Origin of the sequence: Paraburkholderia sp. J8-2 (assembly GCF_905220195.1) — a bacterium.
GTDB lineage: Bacteria > Pseudomonadota > Gammaproteobacteria > Burkholderiales > Burkholderiaceae > Paraburkholderia.
In genome coordinates, this window is sequence record NZ_CAJMZA010000002.1 from 471,380 (window position 1) to 489,664 (window position 18,285).

The window sequence follows — 18,285 nt, forward strand, 5'->3', positions numbered from 1 at the left end:
ACCCCGGCAGCACCCCGGCAGCACCCCGGCAACAACCAGGCAACAACCAGGCAACACCCAGGCAACACCCAGGCAAAACTCGCGCAGCACCCGCCCGCGCCTCGTTCGCGCGAACGGCGTCCTGCGGCAAACAACCGGCCGCCGCCGGTCCAAGAACAGTGGATTCCTACGCCATGAAACGACTTCTCGGTACGCTTTTTCTCTCGCTTTCGCTGATCGCCGGCGTCGCACACGCCTCCGCCGACGCCCCCGTGGCCGGCAAGGACTACACGGTCCTGAAAACGCCTCAGGCGCTCGACGTGCCCGCGGGCAAGATCGAGGTGATCGAGTTCTTCTGGTACGGCTGCCCGCACTGCAACGCGTTCGACCCGTTCCTCGAATCGTGGATCAAGAAGCAAGGACCGGACGTCGTGTTCAAGCGCGTGCCGGTGGCATTCCGTGACGATTTCATCCCGCATTCGAAGATGTACTACGCGCTCGACGCGCTCGGCCTCGCCCAGAAGCTCACGCCGGTCGTGTTCCACGAAATCCACGTGAACAAGAACTACCTGCTCACGCCGGAAGAGCAGGCGAAGTTCCTCGCCACGCAGGGCGTCGATTCGAAGAAGTACATGGAAGCGTACAACTCGTTCTCGACGCAGAGCGCGCTGCAGCGTGACAAGGCCCTGCTCGATTCGTACAAGATCGACGGCGTGCCGACCATCGCCATCCAGGGCAAGTACGAAACCGGTCCGGCCATGGTCCAGGGTCCGGAAGACAAGGCGCTGCCGGGCACGCTGCAGGTGATGGACTTCATCGTCTCGCAGGTCCGTTCGAAGAAGATGTAATGCACAGCGCCATGCAAGACGCGCCACTGAAGGTCTTCATCACCGGCGCGTCGAGCGGCATTGGCGCCGCGCTCGCCGCCGAATACGCGCGGCAGGGCGCCGTACTCGGGCTCGTCGCGCGCCGCGGCGAAGCCCTTGCCGGCTTCCGGCAGTCCCACCCCGATCACCCCATCTCCATCTATCCCGCCGACGTGCGCGACGCCGATGCGCTCGCCGCCGCCGCGCGCGACTTCATCGCACAGCACGGCATGCCCGACATCGTCATCGCCAACGCGGGCGTGAGCCGCGGCGTGCTGACGGGCGAAGGCGACCTCGCCACGTTCCGCGATGTGATGGACACCAACTACTTCGGCATGGTCGCCACCTTCGAGCCGTTCGCCTCCGCCATGGCGAAAGCGAAACGCGGCACGCTGGTGGGCATTGCGAGCGTGGCGGGCGTGCGCGGGCTGCCGGGCTCGGGCGCATACAGCGCCTCGAAGGCCGCAGCACTCGCTTATCTCGAAGCGCTGCGTGTGGAAATGCGTCCGTTCGGCGTGCCGGTGGTCACAATCGCGCCCGGCTATATCCGCACGCCCATGACAGCGAAGAACCCCTACCGCATGCCCTTCCTGATGGATGCGGACCAGTTCGCGGCAAAGGCCGCGCAAGCCATCGCGCGCGGCACCGCGTTCGCGGTGTTCCCCTGGCCGATGCGCGTGGCCGCCACGATGCTGCGCGCGCTGCCGCGCTGGGTCTACGACCGCGTGTTCGAAAAGGCGCCGCGCAAGCCGCGCACGGCGAGCCACTGAGGCTCGTCTCATGGCGCGGGCCGCCTCCTGGCCCGCGCGCCGGACACTCGCACGGCGAGCCCATGCCATATGGGTATGTGGATTAAATTGTTGTCTCGGCATTTTCCCTTCGATAAGCTTGCCTCGTCCGGGCGCCCTTCCTGGCCTTCCCGCCTCTCCCGAATCAAACCAAGCCGCAAACAAAACGGGGCGCCGCCCGCCACCGAAGAACCACGGAGATCCCATGCGCTTTACCTCGCCCACCGCGCGCGCGCTTGTACCAGGCGTACCTGGAGTATCTGGACTCGTGCTCGCAGCTGCGCTTGGCGCCGCCTGCGCGTTCGCGGCCACGCCCGCGCTCGCCAAGCCGCTGACGGTCTGCACCGAGTCGAGCCCTGATGGCTTCGACGTCGTGCAGTTCAACTCGCTCGTCACGACCAACGCTTCCGCCGACGTCATCTTCAATTCGCTCGTGGCCTACGACGAAGCGCAAAAGAAGGTCGTGCCCTCGCTCGCGGACAAGTGGGATGTGAGCGCCGACGGCCTGACCTACACGTTCCATCTGCGGCCCAACGTGGCGTTCCAGACGACCGAATGGTTCAAGCCCACGCGCGCGCTCGACGCCGACGACGTGGTCTTCACGTTCGAGCGCATGCTCGACGCGAACAATCCGTGGCACAAGGTGGCTGGCGCGAGCGGCTTCCCGCACGCGCAGTCGATGGGCCTCGTGAAGCTCGTGAAGTCGGTCACGAAGGTCGATGCGAACACGGTCAAGTTCGAGCTCAACGAGCCGAACGCCACGTTCCTCTCGATCCTCACGATGGGCTTCGCGTCGATCTATTCGTCCGAGTACGCCGACCAGTTGCTCAAGGCCGGCAAGCAGGTCGACCTCAACGCGAAGCCGGTGGGCACGGGCCCGTTCGTGCTCAAGAGCTACACGAAAGACGCGCTGATCCGCTACGACGTGAACCCGGCCTACTGGGGGCCGAAGCCGAAGGTGGACCGCCTGATCTACGCGATCACGCCCGACGCCGCCGTGCGCGCGCAGAAGGTGAAGGCCGGCGAATGCCAGATCGCGCTCTCGCCCAAGCCCCAGGACGTGAGCGCGGCGAAGCAGGACAGCGCGCTCAAGGTGGTGGAAACGCCCGCGTTCATGACGGCATTCGTTGCGCTCAACACGCAGAAGAAGCCGCTCGACAACCAGAAGGTGCGCCAGGCGCTGAACATGGCGTTCGACCGCACCACCTACCTGAAGACGGTGTTCGACAACACGGCCACGCCCGCGACAAACCCGTGGCCGCCCATCACCTGGGGCTACGACAAGTCGATCCAGCCGTACCCGTATGACCCGGCGAAGGCGAAGCAGCTGCTCGCCGACGCGGGCCTGGCGGGCGGCTTCTCGACGACGCTCTGGGTGCGCCCGAACGGCAGCGTGCTGAACCCGAACCCGCGCGCGGGCGCCGAGCTGCTGCAGGCCGATTTCGCGAAGATCGGCGTGAAGGCCGAGATCAAGGTGATCGAGTGGGGCGAGCTGATCAAGCAGGCGAAGCAGGGCCAGCACGACACGCTTTTCATGGGCTGGGCCGGCGACAACGGCGACCCCGACAACTATCTCTCGCCGCTCTTTAGCTGCAATGCGGTGCAGTCGGGCATCAACTTCGCGCGCTTTTGCGATCCGCAGCTCGACAAGCTGATCGCCGACGGCAAGGCCACCGCCGATCAGGCCAAGCGCGTGAAGCTCTACGAAACCGCCCAGCAGATCATCCACGACCAGGCGCTGTGGATTCCGCTTGGCTACCCGACCGCCGCCGCGATCACGCGTACGAACGTGAGCGGCTATCAGGTGAGCCCGTTCGGCCGCCAGAACTTCGCAAGCGTCGCGGTGCAGTAACGGCAGCATTCACTGCGAGTGCGAGCCGGGCGTTTCGCGCCCGGCTCGCCGATTACAGACCTGCCCTGACGATCACGAATTGAAACACCGCCGCATGCGCGAAACATGCGAGAGCCCCGCCACAGGCGGGCGCGCGACCTTTCCTCCCATTACCGCCCGTAAAATTCGCGCGCAGTTTGTTGCAGTTTGGTAACTCAAGCGGGCGAGCGCCTGGCTACATTGAACCCATCGAATCTTCAACCGAAGGGGCTCAAAATGAAAACCAAACTCTTTGCCGCGCTGGGTGCTGGAGCACTCGTCCTGGCCGCCTCGCAAACCGCGATGGCCGGTGTGGTAGTCGGCCTGAATGTCGGCGTGCCCGCTCCGGTTTATGTTGCACCCGCGCCCGTGTATGTCGCGCCACAGCCGGTTTATGTCGCGCCGCGTCCGGTCTACGTCGCGCCGCCCGTGCGCGTGGGCTACGCGCCGCCGACTATCGTGGTCGGCTGGCACGGCGACCGCTACTGGGACGGCCATCGCTGGTACGGCCGCCGCGATGGGTACGGCCGTCGCGGCTGGTACTAAGCCGGTTTAGCGCCGCAACCGGCGCCACGAACGAAAACGCCTCGCAGATGATTTGCGAGGCGTTTTTTCGTGCGCGGGGGAAGAGAGTTACTTGCGGTCCGCCACGATCTGATCGAACGTGCCGCTGTCGGCGAAATGCGTGGCCTGCGCGTTCTGCCAGCTGCCGAACACCTGCTCGACCGTGAATGTCTTGATCGGCTTGAACTCGCTTGCGTGCTTCGCGAGCACGGCGGCATCGCGCGGACGCAGATGGTGCTGCGCGATGATCTCCTGTGCGGCGGGCGAATACAGATAGTCGAGATATGCCTGCGCGGTCTTGCGCGTGCCGCGCTTGTCCACGACCTTGTCGACGATCGTCACCGGCGGCTCAGCCAGCAAGCTCACCGAGGGATAGACCGCTTCGAAGTCCTTCGCACCCACCCCCGTATCGATGAGCGCCACTTCGTTTTCGAAGGTCACGAGTACGTCGCCGATGCCGCGTTGCGTGAACGTCGTCGTCGCGCCCCGGCCGCCCGCGTCGAGCACCGGCACGTTCTTCAGCAGGGCGCGCTCGAAGTCGAGCGCCTGCGCGTCGCTTGCGCCTTGTTGCTTGCGGTAGCCCCACGCAGCCAGATACGCGTAGCGGCCATTGCCCGAGGTCTTCGGGTTGGCGATCACGACCTGCACGCCGGGCTTCGCGAGATCGTCCCAGTCCTTGATGTGTTTGGGATTGCCCTTGCGCACGAGGAACACCATCGTCGTCGTATAGGGCGCGCTCGCGTCGGGCAGACGCGTACGCCAGTTCGCGGGCACGAGATGGCCCTGCTGCGCGAGCAGGTCGATGTCATTGGGCTGGTTCATCGTCACGACATCGGCTTGCAGACCTTGCAGCACCGAGAGCGCCTGCGCGCTCGAAGCGCCGTGCGACTGCTTGATCGACAGGGTCTCGCCGGTCTTCTTCTGATAGTCGGCGATGAAGCTCGCGTTGATGTCCTTGTACAGCTCGCGCGTCACGTCGTACGAGACGTTCAAGAGCGACGTTTCGGCATGCGCCGCCGCTGCGCTCAATGCGATGATGCCCGCGCCGAGCCAGCGCGCCGTGCGTCCCAAACCTGCCATGGTGATCCCCGTCTGTCGTTGAAAGGCGTTTCGGCCTGCTTGCATGATTTTCGTAAGCAGGCCGAACGCTCGATTCTAGCGAGCCGGGGCGCACGGCTTATACCGATGCGAGCTTTGCTATTCGGCTTTCGTGCTAAGCGTGCGAAGTGTGCTCTTACGCCATGATGTGCGCGCCGCCGTCGATGTACACGGTGTTGCCGCTCATGCGGCGCGCGTAGCGCGTGGCCAGATACGCGGTGGCATAACCCACGTCCATGATGTCGACGAGTTCGCCGAGTGGCGCGCGGTCCACGGCCTCCGCGAGCATGCGGTCGAAGTCGGGCAGGCCCGAGGCCGCGCGCGTCTTGAGCGGCCCCGGCGAGATGGCGTGCACGCGAATGCCGAGCGGCCCGAGTTCAAACGCGAGATAGCGGCACGACGCTTCGAGCGCCGCCTTCACCGGGCCCATGAGGTTGTAGTTGGGCACGACGCGGTTCGCGCCGTCGTAGCTCATGGCGAACAGTGTGCCGCCGTGCGGCATGAGCGGTGCGGCGCGCCTGGCCATACGGATGAACGAGTGGCACGACACGTCCATCGCATAGGCGAAGCCCTGCGCCGACGAATCGAGCAAACCGCCCTGCAGATCTTCCTTCGGCGCATAGGCGATGGAGTGCAGCACGATGTCGAGCGCGCCCCACGTGTCGCGCACGGCATCGAACACGGCATCCAGTTGCCCGTCCTCCTCGACGTTCAGCGGCAGCAGCAACTGCGCACCCAGTTCGTTGGCGAGCGGTTCGACGTAGGGCCTGGCCTTGTCGTTGAGATAGGTGATGGCGAGTTGCGCGCCAAGATCGGCAAATGCGCGGGCGCAGCCGTAAGCGATTGAATCCGCGTTCGCGATGCCGGTGACGAGCGCGCGCATGCCGGCAAGCGGCCGTTCGGGAGGGGTATGCATGGCTGACCTCGCAGTGGATGACGGCCTGTGACGGCCGCGGATGCAGTTGCCGATCTGGCGGCCGATGTGCCGGCATCAAAACGACGCGCCGCATCGGCGGGGATGCGGCGCGTCGAGGTGACACTGGAATGGACTGCTCTTTGCTCTTCCTTACTCGCCCGCGCTGCGCGTCGCGCGGCGGCGCGTGGCCGTCGCGCCCGCGGCGCGCGTAGCGGTGGGCGTAGACGCCGCGCGCGAGCGGCGCGCCGCCGATTTGGCGGCAGCCGGCGCCTTCTTCGCTTCGGCCGGCTCCGCCGCCTTCACCTTCACGCCGGCGCGCGCCGCACGAATGTGTTTTGCCGGGGCCGCGCTTTCGCTCGCTGCGGCGGCCTTCGCGCGGGAGGCCCTCGCGGGACCCGCCGGCGCTTCAAGTTCATCAGCTTGTGCGGCGGCGGATGCCTTGACGCCCGGCTCCAGGCTACTGTCGCCCGCCGCACCGCCGCCAGTGCCAGAAACGCCGCCGCCATCCGACGACGACCCGCCGCCATCGAGCGGCGGCAAGCCCGTCTTCTCGCTGCCCGGCTCGACGCCCAGCGCACGCTGCACGTCGCGATAGCGCTCGCGCCGCTCGCCTTCGAGCGGCCCGGACACGGTCGCGATGCGGTACACGGCCGCGAGCAGCGCGCGGCGCAACTTCATGTCGGGCACGATCTCGGGCAAGGCCTCGATCGCCGCCTGCGGGTCGAGCTGCACGATCGCGCCCTGGCGGCGCGCCGCTTCCTTGAGCTCGGCAATGCTCGGCTGACGATCCCCGAGATACTCGCGCGCGAGTTCACGCATGCGCTGGAACGGCCGGTACTGCACGGTATGCATTTCGTCGACGATGTACGCGGCAATGCGCATGAACGCGTCGACGAGCGTGCCCTTCGTGAGGTGCGCGCGCGCCGCGCGCAGGCGGTACTGCGCAAGTTCCTTGCGCAACGCCATGAGCGGCGGCGCAATCGGCTCGAGCGGCTGGTTCGGCGTCACGCCCACCCAGGCCTGCACCCACGGCGCGGTGTAGACGTTGTAGAAGGTGCTTTCGATCCAGGCGTCGCGCGCGTCGCGGTACGCATCCAACGACGCCTCGATGGTGGCCGAAGCCTGCTTTTCGAGCAGCGTGAACGGATTGTCGGGGGCGACCGGCTTGCGATGTTCCCGCACCGCTTGCGCGACGGCAGGCAGCACGCCCAGCGCGGGGTTCGCGTCGCTGATCACGCTGCGCTCCACGCGCGACGGGTGCGACTCGCGCAGCGCATGCGCGCTGTACGCATTGCTCGACGCGCGCACGAACGGTGAAACGACCAGGTCATAGAGACGCTGGTTGTTCTCCGCAAAACGGCGCACCACTTCGAAAGGCTGTTCGTCGTCGCGGCCGTCGTCGAGCGAGAGAATGTCTTCGATCGTGCGGCGCTCGAAGCGGATCTCGTAGCGCCCTTCGAGCGCTTCGAGCCGCCCGGCTTCCGGCGTCGAGTCGGTGATCTTCGCTTCGTAAAGGCCCGGCGGCAGCACGTCGATCAGGTCGAGCGCCGAGAATAGTTCGGTGTGCTCCTTATTGGCCACGCTCGCCGAAACGAAGATGCCGAGGTGCCCCACCTTGTCGTGCAGGCAGTACACGATCACCTGCTCGTTGGCGACGATCTCGTCAACGCTCGCATACAGGTCGGGAATCCAGTTCAGCGCCTGCTGCGGCGGCGTGATGTTGTCGCCCCAGGAGGCGAGCACGATGATCGGCGTGCGGATGTTGCGCAGATCCACCGGCGAGCGCGCGTTCTTCGCGAACACTTCGTTGCGCGTGAGGTGATTGCCCACGAACAGGTTCTGCACGATCCAGTCGATCTCGGCGCGGTTCAACTGGAAATGGCCGCCCCACCAGCGCTCGAATTCGAGGAAGCGCTCGCGCTCGGAATCGACCCTCGAATAGAGGTTGTAGAGCTTGCCCCAGTACGTGTTGGCCGGATTCAGGTACTCGAAGTTCTGCACGAGATACGCGCCGTCGAAGCGGCCGTCGCCCAGGTCCGCGGCGAGCGAGGACATCCACGAGCCGCCCAGCATGCCGCCCGAATAGCGCATGGGGTTCTTGCCGCGCACGCCGGCCCAGTACGACAGCGGCGAGCCCGCGAGCATGAGCGGGCCGACCAGCGCGGGCGCGGAAGCCGCGAGCAGCGCCGCGGCCCAGCCGCCCTGGCAGTTGCCGATGATGAACGGCAGGCCGTCCGCGTCGGGATGCAGGTCGCGCACGCGTTGCACGAATACGCCTTCGGCCTGCGCGACTGACTGGATCGTTTGTGTTTCGCAGGGCACCGGGAAGAAGGTCACGAAGTAGCACGGGTGACCCTTGCGCAGCGCGATGCCGACTTCGCTGTCCATCTTGAACCCGGCAATGCCGGGGCCGTGGCCCGCACGCGGATCGATCACGACGAACGGGCGCATGCGCGGGTCGGTCGGCACGCCTTCTTCGGGCTTGATGCGCAGGAGAGCGTAGTTGCAGGGATCGTCGAGTTCGCGGCCGTCGACAACCACTTCGTAGTCGAACGCGAGCACGGGCGGCATGCCCGCCTGCTCGTGCACATACGTCTGGTTGCCGCGCTCGCGCAGCACGTCGAGGAACAGGACGCTGCGCTGCCAGGCGTCGTAGAGGTAGTCGTAGAGCGGTTGCGCGGGCATAGGCGTGGCCTGCGCCGACTCGATGGCCTGGGTGACAACCGAAGAGACAGCCGAAGCCGCTTCGGTCAGCGGCGTGCGGGGCGATGACGCCTCGTCGGACGCGCCCGCGAGGGGCCAGAAAGACGCGAAGGGCCAGAAAGACGCGCCCGATGCGAGTGCGGGCAAAAAGGAAAACGGCGACGAAAGCTGCGGCGAGGAGGGGGAAACTGCCACGAGACGAATCTCCTTTAAGGGAGCGCCTGCTCGCCTCGCGGCAAGCAAGCGCCAGGCCGGCGCGGGTTGTGGACGCGCGCCTTCACGACGGATGGCGCGCGAGGCCTGACCGTTGCCCGCGCCGCCCTCGCGCGGGCGGCATTGCGGACGACGGGGCCGGCAAAGATATTCACGGCGGACATGCACGGCCGCGCGCGCGTTCCTTGCGCCTCGCGGCCGCGACATGAAAAGAGCCAGATCATGTTGCACTGCGGCATCTAAAAAGTTAGGCGGCGACATGCCGAAAGTCAAGGCACACCGCGGCCCCAAGTGCCTGCTCCATGATCACCCCGCGCTGTGAACGAAGCGTGACAGGCGCGCCGGACAACGCTTCGCGTGGCGTGTCACGATGTCGCGGCACGCTGGCGCGCATCTGGCCGACTGCGTCACTCACGCTGGTCTACACTGTTACGGCTTTGCGCGCCGCAGCATGGTTCGAACGCAGTGGTTCAAACGCAGGTCCTCGTGGAGACCGCCATGACGTCATCGCCCGACAAGTATTCGGTTCTGCTCGCCCGTTGCGGCGGCCTCGCGCCCGTGCCCACCGCCGTGGCGCATCCGTGCGACGTGTCCTCGCTCACGGGCGCGCTCGACGCCGCCAACCTCGGCTTGATCGTGCCGATCCTGGTGGGCCCCGAAGCGAAGATCCGCGCGGTGGCCGAGGAAGCCGACCTGCGCCTCGACGGCATCACCATCATCGACGCGCCGCACAGCCACGCCGCCGCCGAACTCGCGGTGCGCGCCGTGCGCGAAGGCGAGGCCGAACTGCTCATGAAGGGCAGCCTGCACAGCGACGAGCTGCTGCACGAAGTCGCGCTCGGCGCGAACGGGCTGCGCACCGAGCGCCGCCTCTCGCACGTGTTCGCAATGGACGTGCCGTCGTACCACAAGCCGATCTTCATTACGGACGCGGCCGTCAACATCTTCCCGAAGCTCGCCGACAAGGCCGACATCGTGCGCAACGCGATCGATCTCGTGCAGGCGCTGGGCGTCGGCACGCCCAAGGTCGCCATTCTCGGCGCGGTCGAAACCGTGTCCGAAAAGATGCCCTCCACCATCGACGCCGCCGCGCTCTGCAAGATGGCCGACCGCGGCCAGATCACGGGCGGCCTGCTCGACGGGCCGCTTGCCTTCGACAACGCGATCAGCGCCGAGGCCGCGCGCATCAAGGGCATCACCTCGCCCGTGGCCGGCGACCCCGACATCCTGCTCGTGCCCGACCTCGAAGCGGGCAACATGCTCGCCAAGCAACTCACCTTCCTTGCCGGTGCAGAAGCGGCCGGCATCGTCCTCGGCGCGCGCGTGCCGATCATCCTCACGAGCCGCGCCGACAGCGTGCGCTCGCGCATCGGCAGCTGCGCGATCGCCGTGCTGCTCGCACACGCACGGCGCGCGCGCAAAGCGACGGAGATCCTGTGAGCAGCGTCCAAGCCCAGCCGGCCGATCAAGGCCATGTCGTGCTCGTCGTGAATGCGGGTTCGTCGAGCATCAAGTGTTCGGTGTATCGCGTGATCGAAGACAACCACGTGGAAGGCGGTGCGCGCGCGCTGCATGGCGCGGGCGGCCAGATCGAGGGCATCGGCGTCGCGCCGCGCGTGGTCGCGCATATGGCCGACGGTCGCCTGATCGTCGACGAGAAGTTTCCGGTCGCCCAGGTCGCCGATCACGACGCCGCGTTTCGGCTTCTGCGCCTCGTGCTCGCCGTGGGCCTGCGCGACACGCCGCCCGCCGCGATCGGTCACCGCGTGGTGCACGGCGGTGCACGCTACGCCGACGCCGTGCTCATCAACGACGAAGTGATCCAGGAACTCGACGCGCTCACGCCGCTCGCCCCCCTGCATCAGCCGCACAATCTCGCCGCGATTCGCGCGGTGCGCCAGGCCGCGCCCGAACTGCCGCAGGTCGCATGCTTCGACACCGCGTTCCACGCCGGCAACGACATCATGGCGCAGCTTTTCGCACTGCCCTACAGCTATTACGGCGAGGGCGTGCGGCGCTACGGCTTTCATGGCCTCTCATACGAGTACATCGCCAAGCACATGCATCAGGTCGCGCCCGACATTGCGCGCGGGCGCGTGATCGTCGCGCACCTGGGCAACGGCGCGAGCCTGTGCGCGATGAAGGACGGCAAGAGCGTGGAGACGACCATGGGCCTCACCGCGCTCGACGGCCTGCCCATGGGCACGCGCTGCGGCGCGCTCGACGCGGGCGCCGTGCTCTGGATGATCGCGAAGGGCATGGATTACCACGCCATCGAGAAGGTGCTGTATCAGGAGTCGGGCCTCAAGGGCTTGTCGGGACTGAGCAGCGACATGCGTGAGCTGCTCGCGAGCGGCAGCGACCGGGCGAAGCTCGCGATCGACTTCTATACGTATCGCATCGCACAGGAGGTGGGCAAGCTCGCGGTGGTGCTGGGCGGCCTCGATGGCCTCGTGTTCACGGCGGGCATTGGCGAACACGCCGCGCCCATACGCGCGCAGGTGTGCGAACGGCTCGCGCCGATTTTCGGCACCGTGCTCGACGCGCAAGCCAACGAGGTGGGCAGCAGTCAGGGCAATGAACGGGTGAGCGCGCGCGAAAGCCGCGTGCCGGTATTCGCGATCCGCACCGACGAAGAAGGGATGATCGCACTCCACACGGCGCGGTTGTTGCGCTCAGCGCTCAAGCACTGAGCGCAAGGAACGCTGAACCGCAGTTTGCTGCGGCTCGGCTCAGGCGTACGCCGGACCGCTCTGGTCGAACGCCTCGTCGCGCAGCCGCCCTGGTGCTGCGCCGTGGATCAGCGTATCGACGAAATACTTGGCGCGCGGCCATGGGCCGAAGCCTGCCGCCGTGTTGATGTGTCCTGCATCGCCGAGGTTCACGAACGTGCTGCCCAACTGCTGCGCAAGCGCGCGGGCGCCTTCGAGCGGCATCCACGGATCGGTTTCGCTGCCGATGAGGATGGACGGCACGGGAAGCTGCCGCGCCTCGAATGCGCCGGCAAAGCGGAACTTCTCAGGACTCGCGGGCGCGACGAACAGCACGCCCGCAATGTCGGCGCCGTTTTCCCCCAGCACCCCCGTATGCAGCGCATGCGCCGTCACAAGGCAGCCGAAGCTGTGCGCGGCCAGCAGGAACGGCCCGCGCTCCCCGGCGAGCCGCCGCGCGAGCGCCGCACCCCAAACCGCGAGATCCGGCGCGTCCCAATCGTCCTGCTCCGCGCGCAGCGAGCGCGCGAACTGCCGTTCGAGCCAGCTCTGCCAGTGAGCGCCGTCGCTGCCGTGCAGGCCCGGCACGGTGACGAGGCGGGGCGGCCAACGCATTTGCGCGCACGAAAGCATGATTTTTTCCTCGCTGGAACACGGCGTGAAGGGATTGTGGCTTGCAAGCCGCGCGCGCCGAACCAATTTTTTTTGCTTAGCTTTTCCGCGCCCTCGCAGCGGCCCGGCGGGAGGCACGCCGCGCCGCGATTTGCCCGGCGGCCGCAGGCCCGAAAAAGTAGAATGGTGCCAGTGCACGCGGCGCTACCGTGCCGTTGGCAGCCACACCCGCATACCAGGGACAGGTTCACCCATCATGAAGATCATTTTCTGGTTCCCGCAGACCGACGCCTCCACATGGCTGCACGGCCTCGCGCGCGCCCTGCCCGACGCCGAGTTGCGCGAGTGGCAGCCCGGCGACACCGATCCCGCCGATTACGCAGTCGTCTGGCACCCGCCGCGCGAGCTTTTCGGCGTGCCGGGCCTGCGCGCCATCTTCAATCTGGGCGCGGGCGTCGACGCGATCCTCGCCCACGAACGCGAGCGGCCGGGCACACTGCCGGGCACCGCCATGCTCGTGCGGCTCGAAGACTCGGGCATGGGCCGGCAAATGAGCGAGTACGTGCAGCACGCCGTGCTGCGCTACCTGCGCCGCTTCGACGAATACGCGCTCGCGCAGGCGCGCCGCGAATGGCACGTGCTCGCGCCGCATCCGCACGAAACCTTCACGGTCGGCGTGCTCGGCCTTGGCGTGCTGGGCGCGCAGGTCGCGCACGCGGTCGCCGCGCTCGGCGTGCCGGTGCGCGGCTTTTCGCGCAGCGCGAAGACGATAGAGGGCATCGAAACGTTTTCGGGCGAGCTGCATGGCGAGCAGTTCGACGCTTTCCTCGACGGCGTCAAGGTGCTCGTGAACCTGCTGCCCGCCACGCCCGACACCGAAAGCGTGCTCAACGCGCGCACCTTCGGCAAGCTCCCGCGCGGCGCGTATCTGGTGAACGTGGCGCGCGGCACGCATCTGGACGAACAGGACCTGCTCGACGCGCTCGCCAACGGCACGCTCGCGGCGGCCACGCTCGACGTGTTCCGCGAAGAGCCGCTACCGCCCGATCATCTCTTCTGGCGCGAGCCGCGCATCACGATCACGCCGCACAGTTCGGCGCTCACGTTGCGCGACGAAGCGATTTCGCAGGTCGCCGACAAGATCGGCGCGCTCGCTCGCGGCGAAACCGTGAGTGGCGTGGTGCACGTCGGGCGCGGTTACTGAACGCGAGAACATCGAAGCATCGCAAGGCATTTCAAATATTCGTTGGAGACACGGCAATGGCATTACCCACCGCAGTGAAGATCGTCGAAGTCGGGCCGCGCGACGGCCTGCAAAACGAGAAGGAATTCGTTCCCACCGCCACGAAGATCGAGCTCATCAACCGGCTATCGGCCGCTGGCTTTCCGAACATCGAAGCCGCCTCGTTCGTCTCGCCCAAGTGGGTCCCGCAGATGGCCGACGGCGCCGAAGTCATGGCCGGCATCGAGCGCCGCGCGGGCGCGATCTACTCGGTCCTCACGCCGAATTTGCGCGGCTTCGAAGGCGCGCTCGCCGCGCGTGCGGACGAAATCGTGATCTTCGGCGCAGCGAGCGAGGCGTTCTCGCAGAAGAACATCAACTGCTCGATCGCGGAAAGCATCGAGCGCTTTGCGCCCGTGGCCCAAGCCGCGAAGGAACACGGCGTGCGCATTCGCGGCAGCGTGTCGTGCTCGCTCGGTTGCCCGTACCAGGGCGAAGTACCGGTCGCTTCGGTCGTCGACGTGGTGGAGCGCTTCGCGGCGCTCGGCTGCGATGAGATCGACATTGCCGACACCATCGGCGTGGGCACGGCCAGGCGCGTGCACGAAGTGTTCGAAGCGGTGACGAAGGTGTTTCCGCGCGAGCGGCTCTCGGGCCACTTCCACGACACCTACGGCCAGGCGCTCGCCAACATCTACGCGGCGCTCGAAGAAGGCATCGCGATTTTCCACGCGTCGGTCGCGGGGCTTGGCGGCTGCCCGTACGCGAAGGGCGCCACGGGCAACGTCGCGACCGAAGACGTGCTGTACCTCATGAACGGCCTCGGCATTCAAACCGGCATCGACCTGAACCAGGTGGTGGCGGCGGGCGACTTCATCTCGACGGCTATCGGCCGGGCGAACGTCTCGCGCGCGGGCAAGGCGTTGCTCGCGAAGGCGCGCAGCGAAGTCGCCTGCTCGTGAAGCGCGATGCATCGACTATCGAATCGCAGTACGAAGGAAATCAACTCATGACGGAAACCCTCGACAACCTCGACGCCCTGCCCGACTCCGCGCGCCGTGTGGCCCTGATGCTGCGCGAGCGCGGCCACGCCAAGCCGGTCGTGATGCTGCCGGAAACCGGCAAGACTTCCGCCGAAGCCGCCGCGGGCCTTGGCTGCGAAGTCGCGCAGATCGCCAAGTCGATCCTGTTCCGCCGCCGCAAAGACGATGCGCCCGTGCTCGTGATCGCGAGCGGCGCAAACCGCGTGGACGAAAAGAAAGTGGCTGCGCACGTGGGCGAAATCGGCCGCGCCGACGCGAAGTTCGTGCGCGAGAAAACCGGCTACGCGATTGGCGGCGTGTGCCCGATCGGCCACGCCACGACGCCCGTCACGCTGATCGACGCCGATCTGTTCGAACTCGAAAGCCTGTGGGCCGCTGCAGGCCATCCGCATGCGGTGTTCAACCTCTCGCCGCAGGAGCTGGAAGCGCTGACCGGCGCGCCCGTGGTGGACGTCGCGCTGCGCGACGCGTGAGCATGACCGCGACTCGCGACAGCCTGGACAACGTAGTGCCGCCGCCCTCGCCTTGCATCAACATCTGCCGCATGGATGAGCGCAGCGGCTTGTGCGAGGGGTGCCTGCGCACCATCGACGAAATTGCCAGCTGGTCCACGCTCGACGAAGCGGCAAAGCGCGCCGTCTGGGACGCGATCGACGCGCGGCACGCCGAATGGGTTGCGCAGCGCTTCGAATCGCAAGGGCGAGCGCAAGGAGAAAAACAATGAACGCGCCCGCCCGCGTCGTCACGCTCGGGGAAACGTTTCGCTCGACGCTGCAGCTCACGCCCGAATCGGTGAAATCGTTCGGACTGCTCGTGAACGACCTGAACCCGCTGCACCACGACGAAGCGTACGCCGCACAAAGCCGCTTTGGCGGCCTGATCGCTTCGGGCACGCAACCCACCGCGCATTTCATGGCGCTGCTCGCCACGCACTACTCGCAGTACGCGCAGCCGCTCGGGCTCGAATTCGACATGAAGCTCAAGCGCGCCGCACACGCGCACGACACGATCACGTTCGAATGGCGCGTGGAAGAAGCGTGGTGGAAGCCGAGCCTGAATGGCGACCTCGTGAAGCTTGCGGGCGAGGCTGTGAACCAGAAAGGCGAACTGCTCGTGGTGGGCCGCGCGACGATCCTCGTCATGCCGAAACCGGAGCACGCGCAAGCATGAGTGCAACGCCCGCACTCCCTGAATCGATCCGCGTTTTCGAGCGCGGCTGGCTCTCGTCGAACAACGTGCTGCTCATCGACGAGGCGCGCGCCGCACTCGTCGATACCGGCTACGCCACGCACGCCGAACAAACCCTCGCGCTCGTGCGCCACGCGCTGGGCCCACGAGCGCTCGACCTGATCGTCAACACGCACCTGCATTCGGACCATTGCGGCGGCAACGCGCGGCTGCAGGCGCACTGGCCCTGCGCAACGCTGATCCCGGCTGCGAGCGCGGCGATCGTGCGCGACTGGGACGAAACGCGTTTGAGCTTTCTCGCCACCGGTCAGACCTGCGAGCGATTCGCGTTCACAGGCACACTCGCGGCAGGCGAACGGCTCACGCTAGGCGGCTTCGAATGGGAGGTGATCGGCGCGCCGGGGCACGATCCCGACTCGGTGATGCTCTATGCCGCCGAGCCGCGTCTGCTCATCAGCGCCGATGCGCTTTGGGAGCACGGCTTCGGCGTGATTTTTCCCGAGCTCGACGGCGCAAGCGGTTTCGCCGAGCAGCAAGCGGTGCTGGAAGCCATTGCGAAGCTCGACGTGCGCACGGTCATTCCCGGCCACGGCAAGCCGTTCGCTAACGTCGAAGCGGCGCTCGAGCGCGCGTTTTCGCGCCTTGCGTGGCTGCGCGCCGACCCGACACGCAACGCGAAGAACGCGCTCAAGGTGCTGATCGTCTTCAAGCTGCTCGAGGTACGTGCGATGACTTTCGACTCGCTCATGACGATGCTCGAAAGTGCCGCCTCCCTGCGCGCCGCGGCGCAGCAGCTCGCCCCGCGCAGCGCGTGGCCGGCGCTGCTGCGCGAGCTGGCCGGGGAGCTGGCGAAGAGCGGCGCGCTGATCGCGAATGGCGAGCGACTCGAAACCCCGGCGGCAGCGGTCTAGCCGGGCCGCATAAAAAGGCGAAAAAAAACGCTCGTCCGTTTCCGAACGAGCGTTTGAATTAGCTCTGACGTGATCAAACTGTCAAACCATGATACTCGCGCCAAAAATCCCGAAGCATCGGTGATTTCCCTACAGATGACCTACGGCTGCGGTTTCGCGCGCCTCTGCCCGGGTGATTGATCTGGAATACGAATCAAATCAGTAACCCATCTTCAGCCGCGCAAGCTCGAACAGATGCGAGCACAGATAGAGCCCCAAGCCGATTGCGCCGCCGATCACCGTGCCGTTCACGCGAATTTCTTGCAGATCCTTGCCGATTTTGAGCTCGATGAGCCGCGCCGTTTCGCGCGTGTCCCAGTTCTGCACGGTGTCGCGGATGTGATGCGTGAGATAGCGCGCGAAGTCGGGCGCCATGGCGCGCGCGGCGTCCTCGAGGTGACCGTTGAGCGAGGCGCGCAGCTCGGCGTCGGCGGCGAGCGTCTCGCCTAGCCACCGGCCCGTTGCGGCCACCTTCGCGTGCAGTTCGGAGTCCTCTCGCGCGAGATCGTCGCGCAGCCACGCGCGCAGACTGTCCCACAGCGCGCGCGTGTACTCGTTGAGCGCGCTGCCCTCGCGCAGGCTCGCCTTCAGCTCCTCGCCTTTGCGCAGGAAAGCCGGATCGCTCTTGAGCTGCACGATCAGCTTTTCCACCACTTCATCGAACTTGCGACGCAGATGATGCTCGCGATCCCCGCTCACCTGCAGCAGCAGCCGGTTCACCGCGCTCTCCACCACGCGCGCGCCGCTCTCGCCAATCCACTCCGTTGGCAGAAACTTCTCGGTCGTCGGATAGTCGCTCTTGAGCCAGTCGACGATGGCCGTTGCGACGAACGCGCGCGTGCCCTCGTCGCGCAGCAGCGCGCCGAGCTGGTCGAGCACCTGGTCAAGCAGTTCCTGGTGGCGGCCGTCTTTGGTGAGCGTGTCGAGAATCGCGCCCGCCGACTTCGAGAGATCGACGCGCTCGAGTGCGGCATGCAGGCCCTCGCGGATGAAGTTCTGGATGCGCGCGTCGTCGGTGAGGCCGAGCACGCCCGACATCATGCGCACCGCGTACTTGCCCAGGCGCTGCGCGTTGTGCGGCGCGCTCAGCCACGTGGCAAGCCGCTCGACCGGGTCGTGACGGCGGATCAGACCGACGAGCGAGCCCACGTCGAGAAATTTGTCGCGCACGAAGTTGGCGAGCTCGTCGGCAATGCGGTCCTTGTTGCGCGGAATCACGCCCGTGCGCGCCGAAACGAACGGAATCGGCACGCGGCGAAACAGCGCGACTACGGCGAACCAGTCGGCGAGCGCGCCGACCATGGCGGCTTCGCTCACGGCCTTCACGCCATCGATCACGATGCCGGGCGGCGACAGCGCCGTGCCGACGAACACGGCCGCCGCACCGAGCAGCAGCAGCAGCGCGCGGCGCTTGGCGCGCGCGAGTTCGGCTTCGTCCTGGTTGGCGGGAAATTGCGTCATGCGGGGAAAAGGTCGCGGGTTCGAACCGCGCCATTATGCGGCCAGGGCGGCCACCCCCACATGACGAAGCACAGGTGCGTCAGGCGCGCCTCAGGCGCCGG

General features: G+C 66.7%; 17 protein-coding genes. 12 read left to right on the forward strand and 5 right to left on the reverse strand.

Going from position 1 to position 18,285, the window contains the following annotated elements; all coding sequences use genetic code 11:
- Window positions 1-173 precede the first annotated feature (173 nt).
- The 4 genes from U5A52_RS07405 (at window position 174) to U5A52_RS07420 (ending at window position 4,049) form a co-directional block, all read left to right on the forward strand.
- Window positions 174-827, forward strand: a complete 654-nt coding sequence (locus U5A52_RS07405; RefSeq protein WP_321907522.1) for a thiol:disulfide interchange protein DsbA/DsbL — start codon at window positions 174-176, stop codon at window positions 825-827.
- Between the two features lie 11 nt (window positions 828-838).
- Window positions 839-1,615: an SDR family oxidoreductase gene (locus U5A52_RS07410; RefSeq protein WP_321907520.1), complete on the forward strand. Its 777-nt coding sequence runs from the start codon at window positions 839-841 to the stop codon at window positions 1,613-1,615.
- Between the two features lie 223 nt (window positions 1,616-1,838).
- A complete protein-coding gene (locus U5A52_RS07415) occupies window positions 1,839-3,485 on the forward strand; it encodes an ABC transporter substrate-binding protein (protein ID WP_321934381.1) in 1,647 nt (548 codons plus the stop codon).
- 255 nt (window positions 3,486-3,740) lie between these two features.
- On the forward strand, window positions 3,741-4,049 hold the full coding sequence (locus U5A52_RS07420; RefSeq protein WP_321907517.1) for a hypothetical protein: 309 nt from the start codon (window positions 3,741-3,743) through the stop codon (window positions 4,047-4,049).
- A gap of 87 nt (window positions 4,050-4,136) precedes the next feature.
- Here the strand turns inward: U5A52_RS07420 and U5A52_RS07425 are convergent, their stop codons facing one another.
- The 3 genes from U5A52_RS07425 to U5A52_RS07435 all read right to left on the reverse strand — a co-directional run bounded on the left by U5A52_RS07425 (window position 4,137) and on the right by U5A52_RS07435 (window position 8,979).
- A complete protein-coding gene (locus tag U5A52_RS07425) occupies window positions 4,137-5,147 on the reverse strand; it encodes a sulfate ABC transporter substrate-binding protein (protein WP_321934382.1) in 1,011 nt (336 codons plus the stop codon).
- A 154-nt stretch (window positions 5,148-5,301) separates the two neighbouring features.
- Window positions 5,302-6,081, reverse strand: a complete 780-nt coding sequence (fabI, locus tag U5A52_RS07430; RefSeq protein ID WP_321934383.1) for an enoyl-ACP reductase FabI — start codon at window positions 6,079-6,081, stop codon at window positions 5,302-5,304.
- Between the two features lie 150 nt (window positions 6,082-6,231).
- On the reverse strand, window positions 6,232-8,979 hold the full coding sequence (locus U5A52_RS07435) for a DUF3141 domain-containing protein (protein WP_321934384.1): 2,748 nt from the start codon (window positions 8,977-8,979) through the stop codon (window positions 6,232-6,234).
- A gap of 516 nt (window positions 8,980-9,495) precedes the next feature.
- Between U5A52_RS07435 and U5A52_RS07440 the strand changes: the two genes are divergently transcribed.
- Together U5A52_RS07440 and U5A52_RS07445 are read left to right on the forward strand one after the other, a co-directional pair.
- Window positions 9,496-10,437, forward strand: a complete 942-nt coding sequence (locus U5A52_RS07440) for a bifunctional enoyl-CoA hydratase/phosphate acetyltransferase (protein ID WP_321907510.1) — start codon at window positions 9,496-9,498, stop codon at window positions 10,435-10,437.
- Window positions 10,434-11,690: an acetate/propionate family kinase gene (locus U5A52_RS07445; protein WP_321934385.1), complete on the forward strand. Its 1,257-nt coding sequence runs from the start codon at window positions 10,434-10,436 to the stop codon at window positions 11,688-11,690. The genes U5A52_RS07440 and U5A52_RS07445 overlap by 4 nt, the downstream gene beginning before the upstream one ends.
- A 39-nt stretch (window positions 11,691-11,729) precedes the next feature.
- Here U5A52_RS07445 and U5A52_RS07450 read toward each other — a convergent pair whose 3' ends face one another.
- On the reverse strand, window positions 11,730-12,341 hold the full coding sequence (locus tag U5A52_RS07450; protein ID WP_321907507.1) for an alpha/beta hydrolase: 612 nt from the start codon (window positions 12,339-12,341) through the stop codon (window positions 11,730-11,732).
- Window positions 12,342-12,576: 235 nt separating this feature from the next.
- Between U5A52_RS07450 and U5A52_RS07455 the strand changes: the two genes are divergently transcribed.
- Genes U5A52_RS07455 through U5A52_RS07480 form a run of 6 tightly spaced genes read left to right on the forward strand, consistent with a single transcriptional unit; the run spans window position 12,577 to window position 16,684 of the window.
- Window positions 12,577-13,524: a glyoxylate/hydroxypyruvate reductase A gene (locus tag U5A52_RS07455; RefSeq protein ID WP_321934386.1), complete on the forward strand. Its 948-nt coding sequence runs from the start codon at window positions 12,577-12,579 to the stop codon at window positions 13,522-13,524.
- 56 nt (window positions 13,525-13,580) lie between these two features.
- On the forward strand, window positions 13,581-14,504 hold the full coding sequence (locus U5A52_RS07460) for a hydroxymethylglutaryl-CoA lyase (RefSeq protein WP_321934387.1): 924 nt from the start codon (window positions 13,581-13,583) through the stop codon (window positions 14,502-14,504).
- 47 nt (window positions 14,505-14,551) lie between these two features.
- Window positions 14,552-15,058 carry a YbaK/EbsC family protein gene (locus U5A52_RS07465; RefSeq protein WP_321907503.1) on the forward strand — a complete coding sequence of 169 codons (507 nt, stop codon included), beginning with the start codon at window positions 14,552-14,554 and terminating at the stop codon, window positions 15,056-15,058.
- A 2-nt stretch (window positions 15,059-15,060) separates the two neighbouring features.
- Window positions 15,061-15,309: a DUF1289 domain-containing protein gene (locus U5A52_RS07470; RefSeq protein WP_321907500.1), complete on the forward strand. Its 249-nt coding sequence runs from the start codon at window positions 15,061-15,063 to the stop codon at window positions 15,307-15,309.
- Window positions 15,306-15,755: a MaoC family dehydratase gene (locus U5A52_RS07475; RefSeq protein ID WP_321934388.1), complete on the forward strand. Its 450-nt coding sequence runs from the start codon at window positions 15,306-15,308 to the stop codon at window positions 15,753-15,755. Before U5A52_RS07470 ends, U5A52_RS07475 begins: the two co-directional genes overlap by 4 nt.
- Window positions 15,752-16,684 (forward strand): MBL fold metallo-hydrolase, encoded by a 933-nt coding sequence (locus U5A52_RS07480; protein ID WP_321934389.1) that lies wholly within the window; start codon window positions 15,752-15,754, stop codon window positions 16,682-16,684. Before U5A52_RS07475 ends, U5A52_RS07480 begins: the two co-directional genes overlap by 4 nt.
- Before the next feature lie 198 nt (window positions 16,685-16,882).
- Here U5A52_RS07480 and U5A52_RS07485 read toward each other — a convergent pair whose 3' ends face one another.
- On the reverse strand, window positions 16,883-18,184 hold the full coding sequence (locus U5A52_RS07485) for a DUF445 domain-containing protein (RefSeq protein WP_321934390.1): 1,302 nt from the start codon (window positions 18,182-18,184) through the stop codon (window positions 16,883-16,885).
- Window positions 18,185-18,285 lie beyond the last annotated feature (101 nt).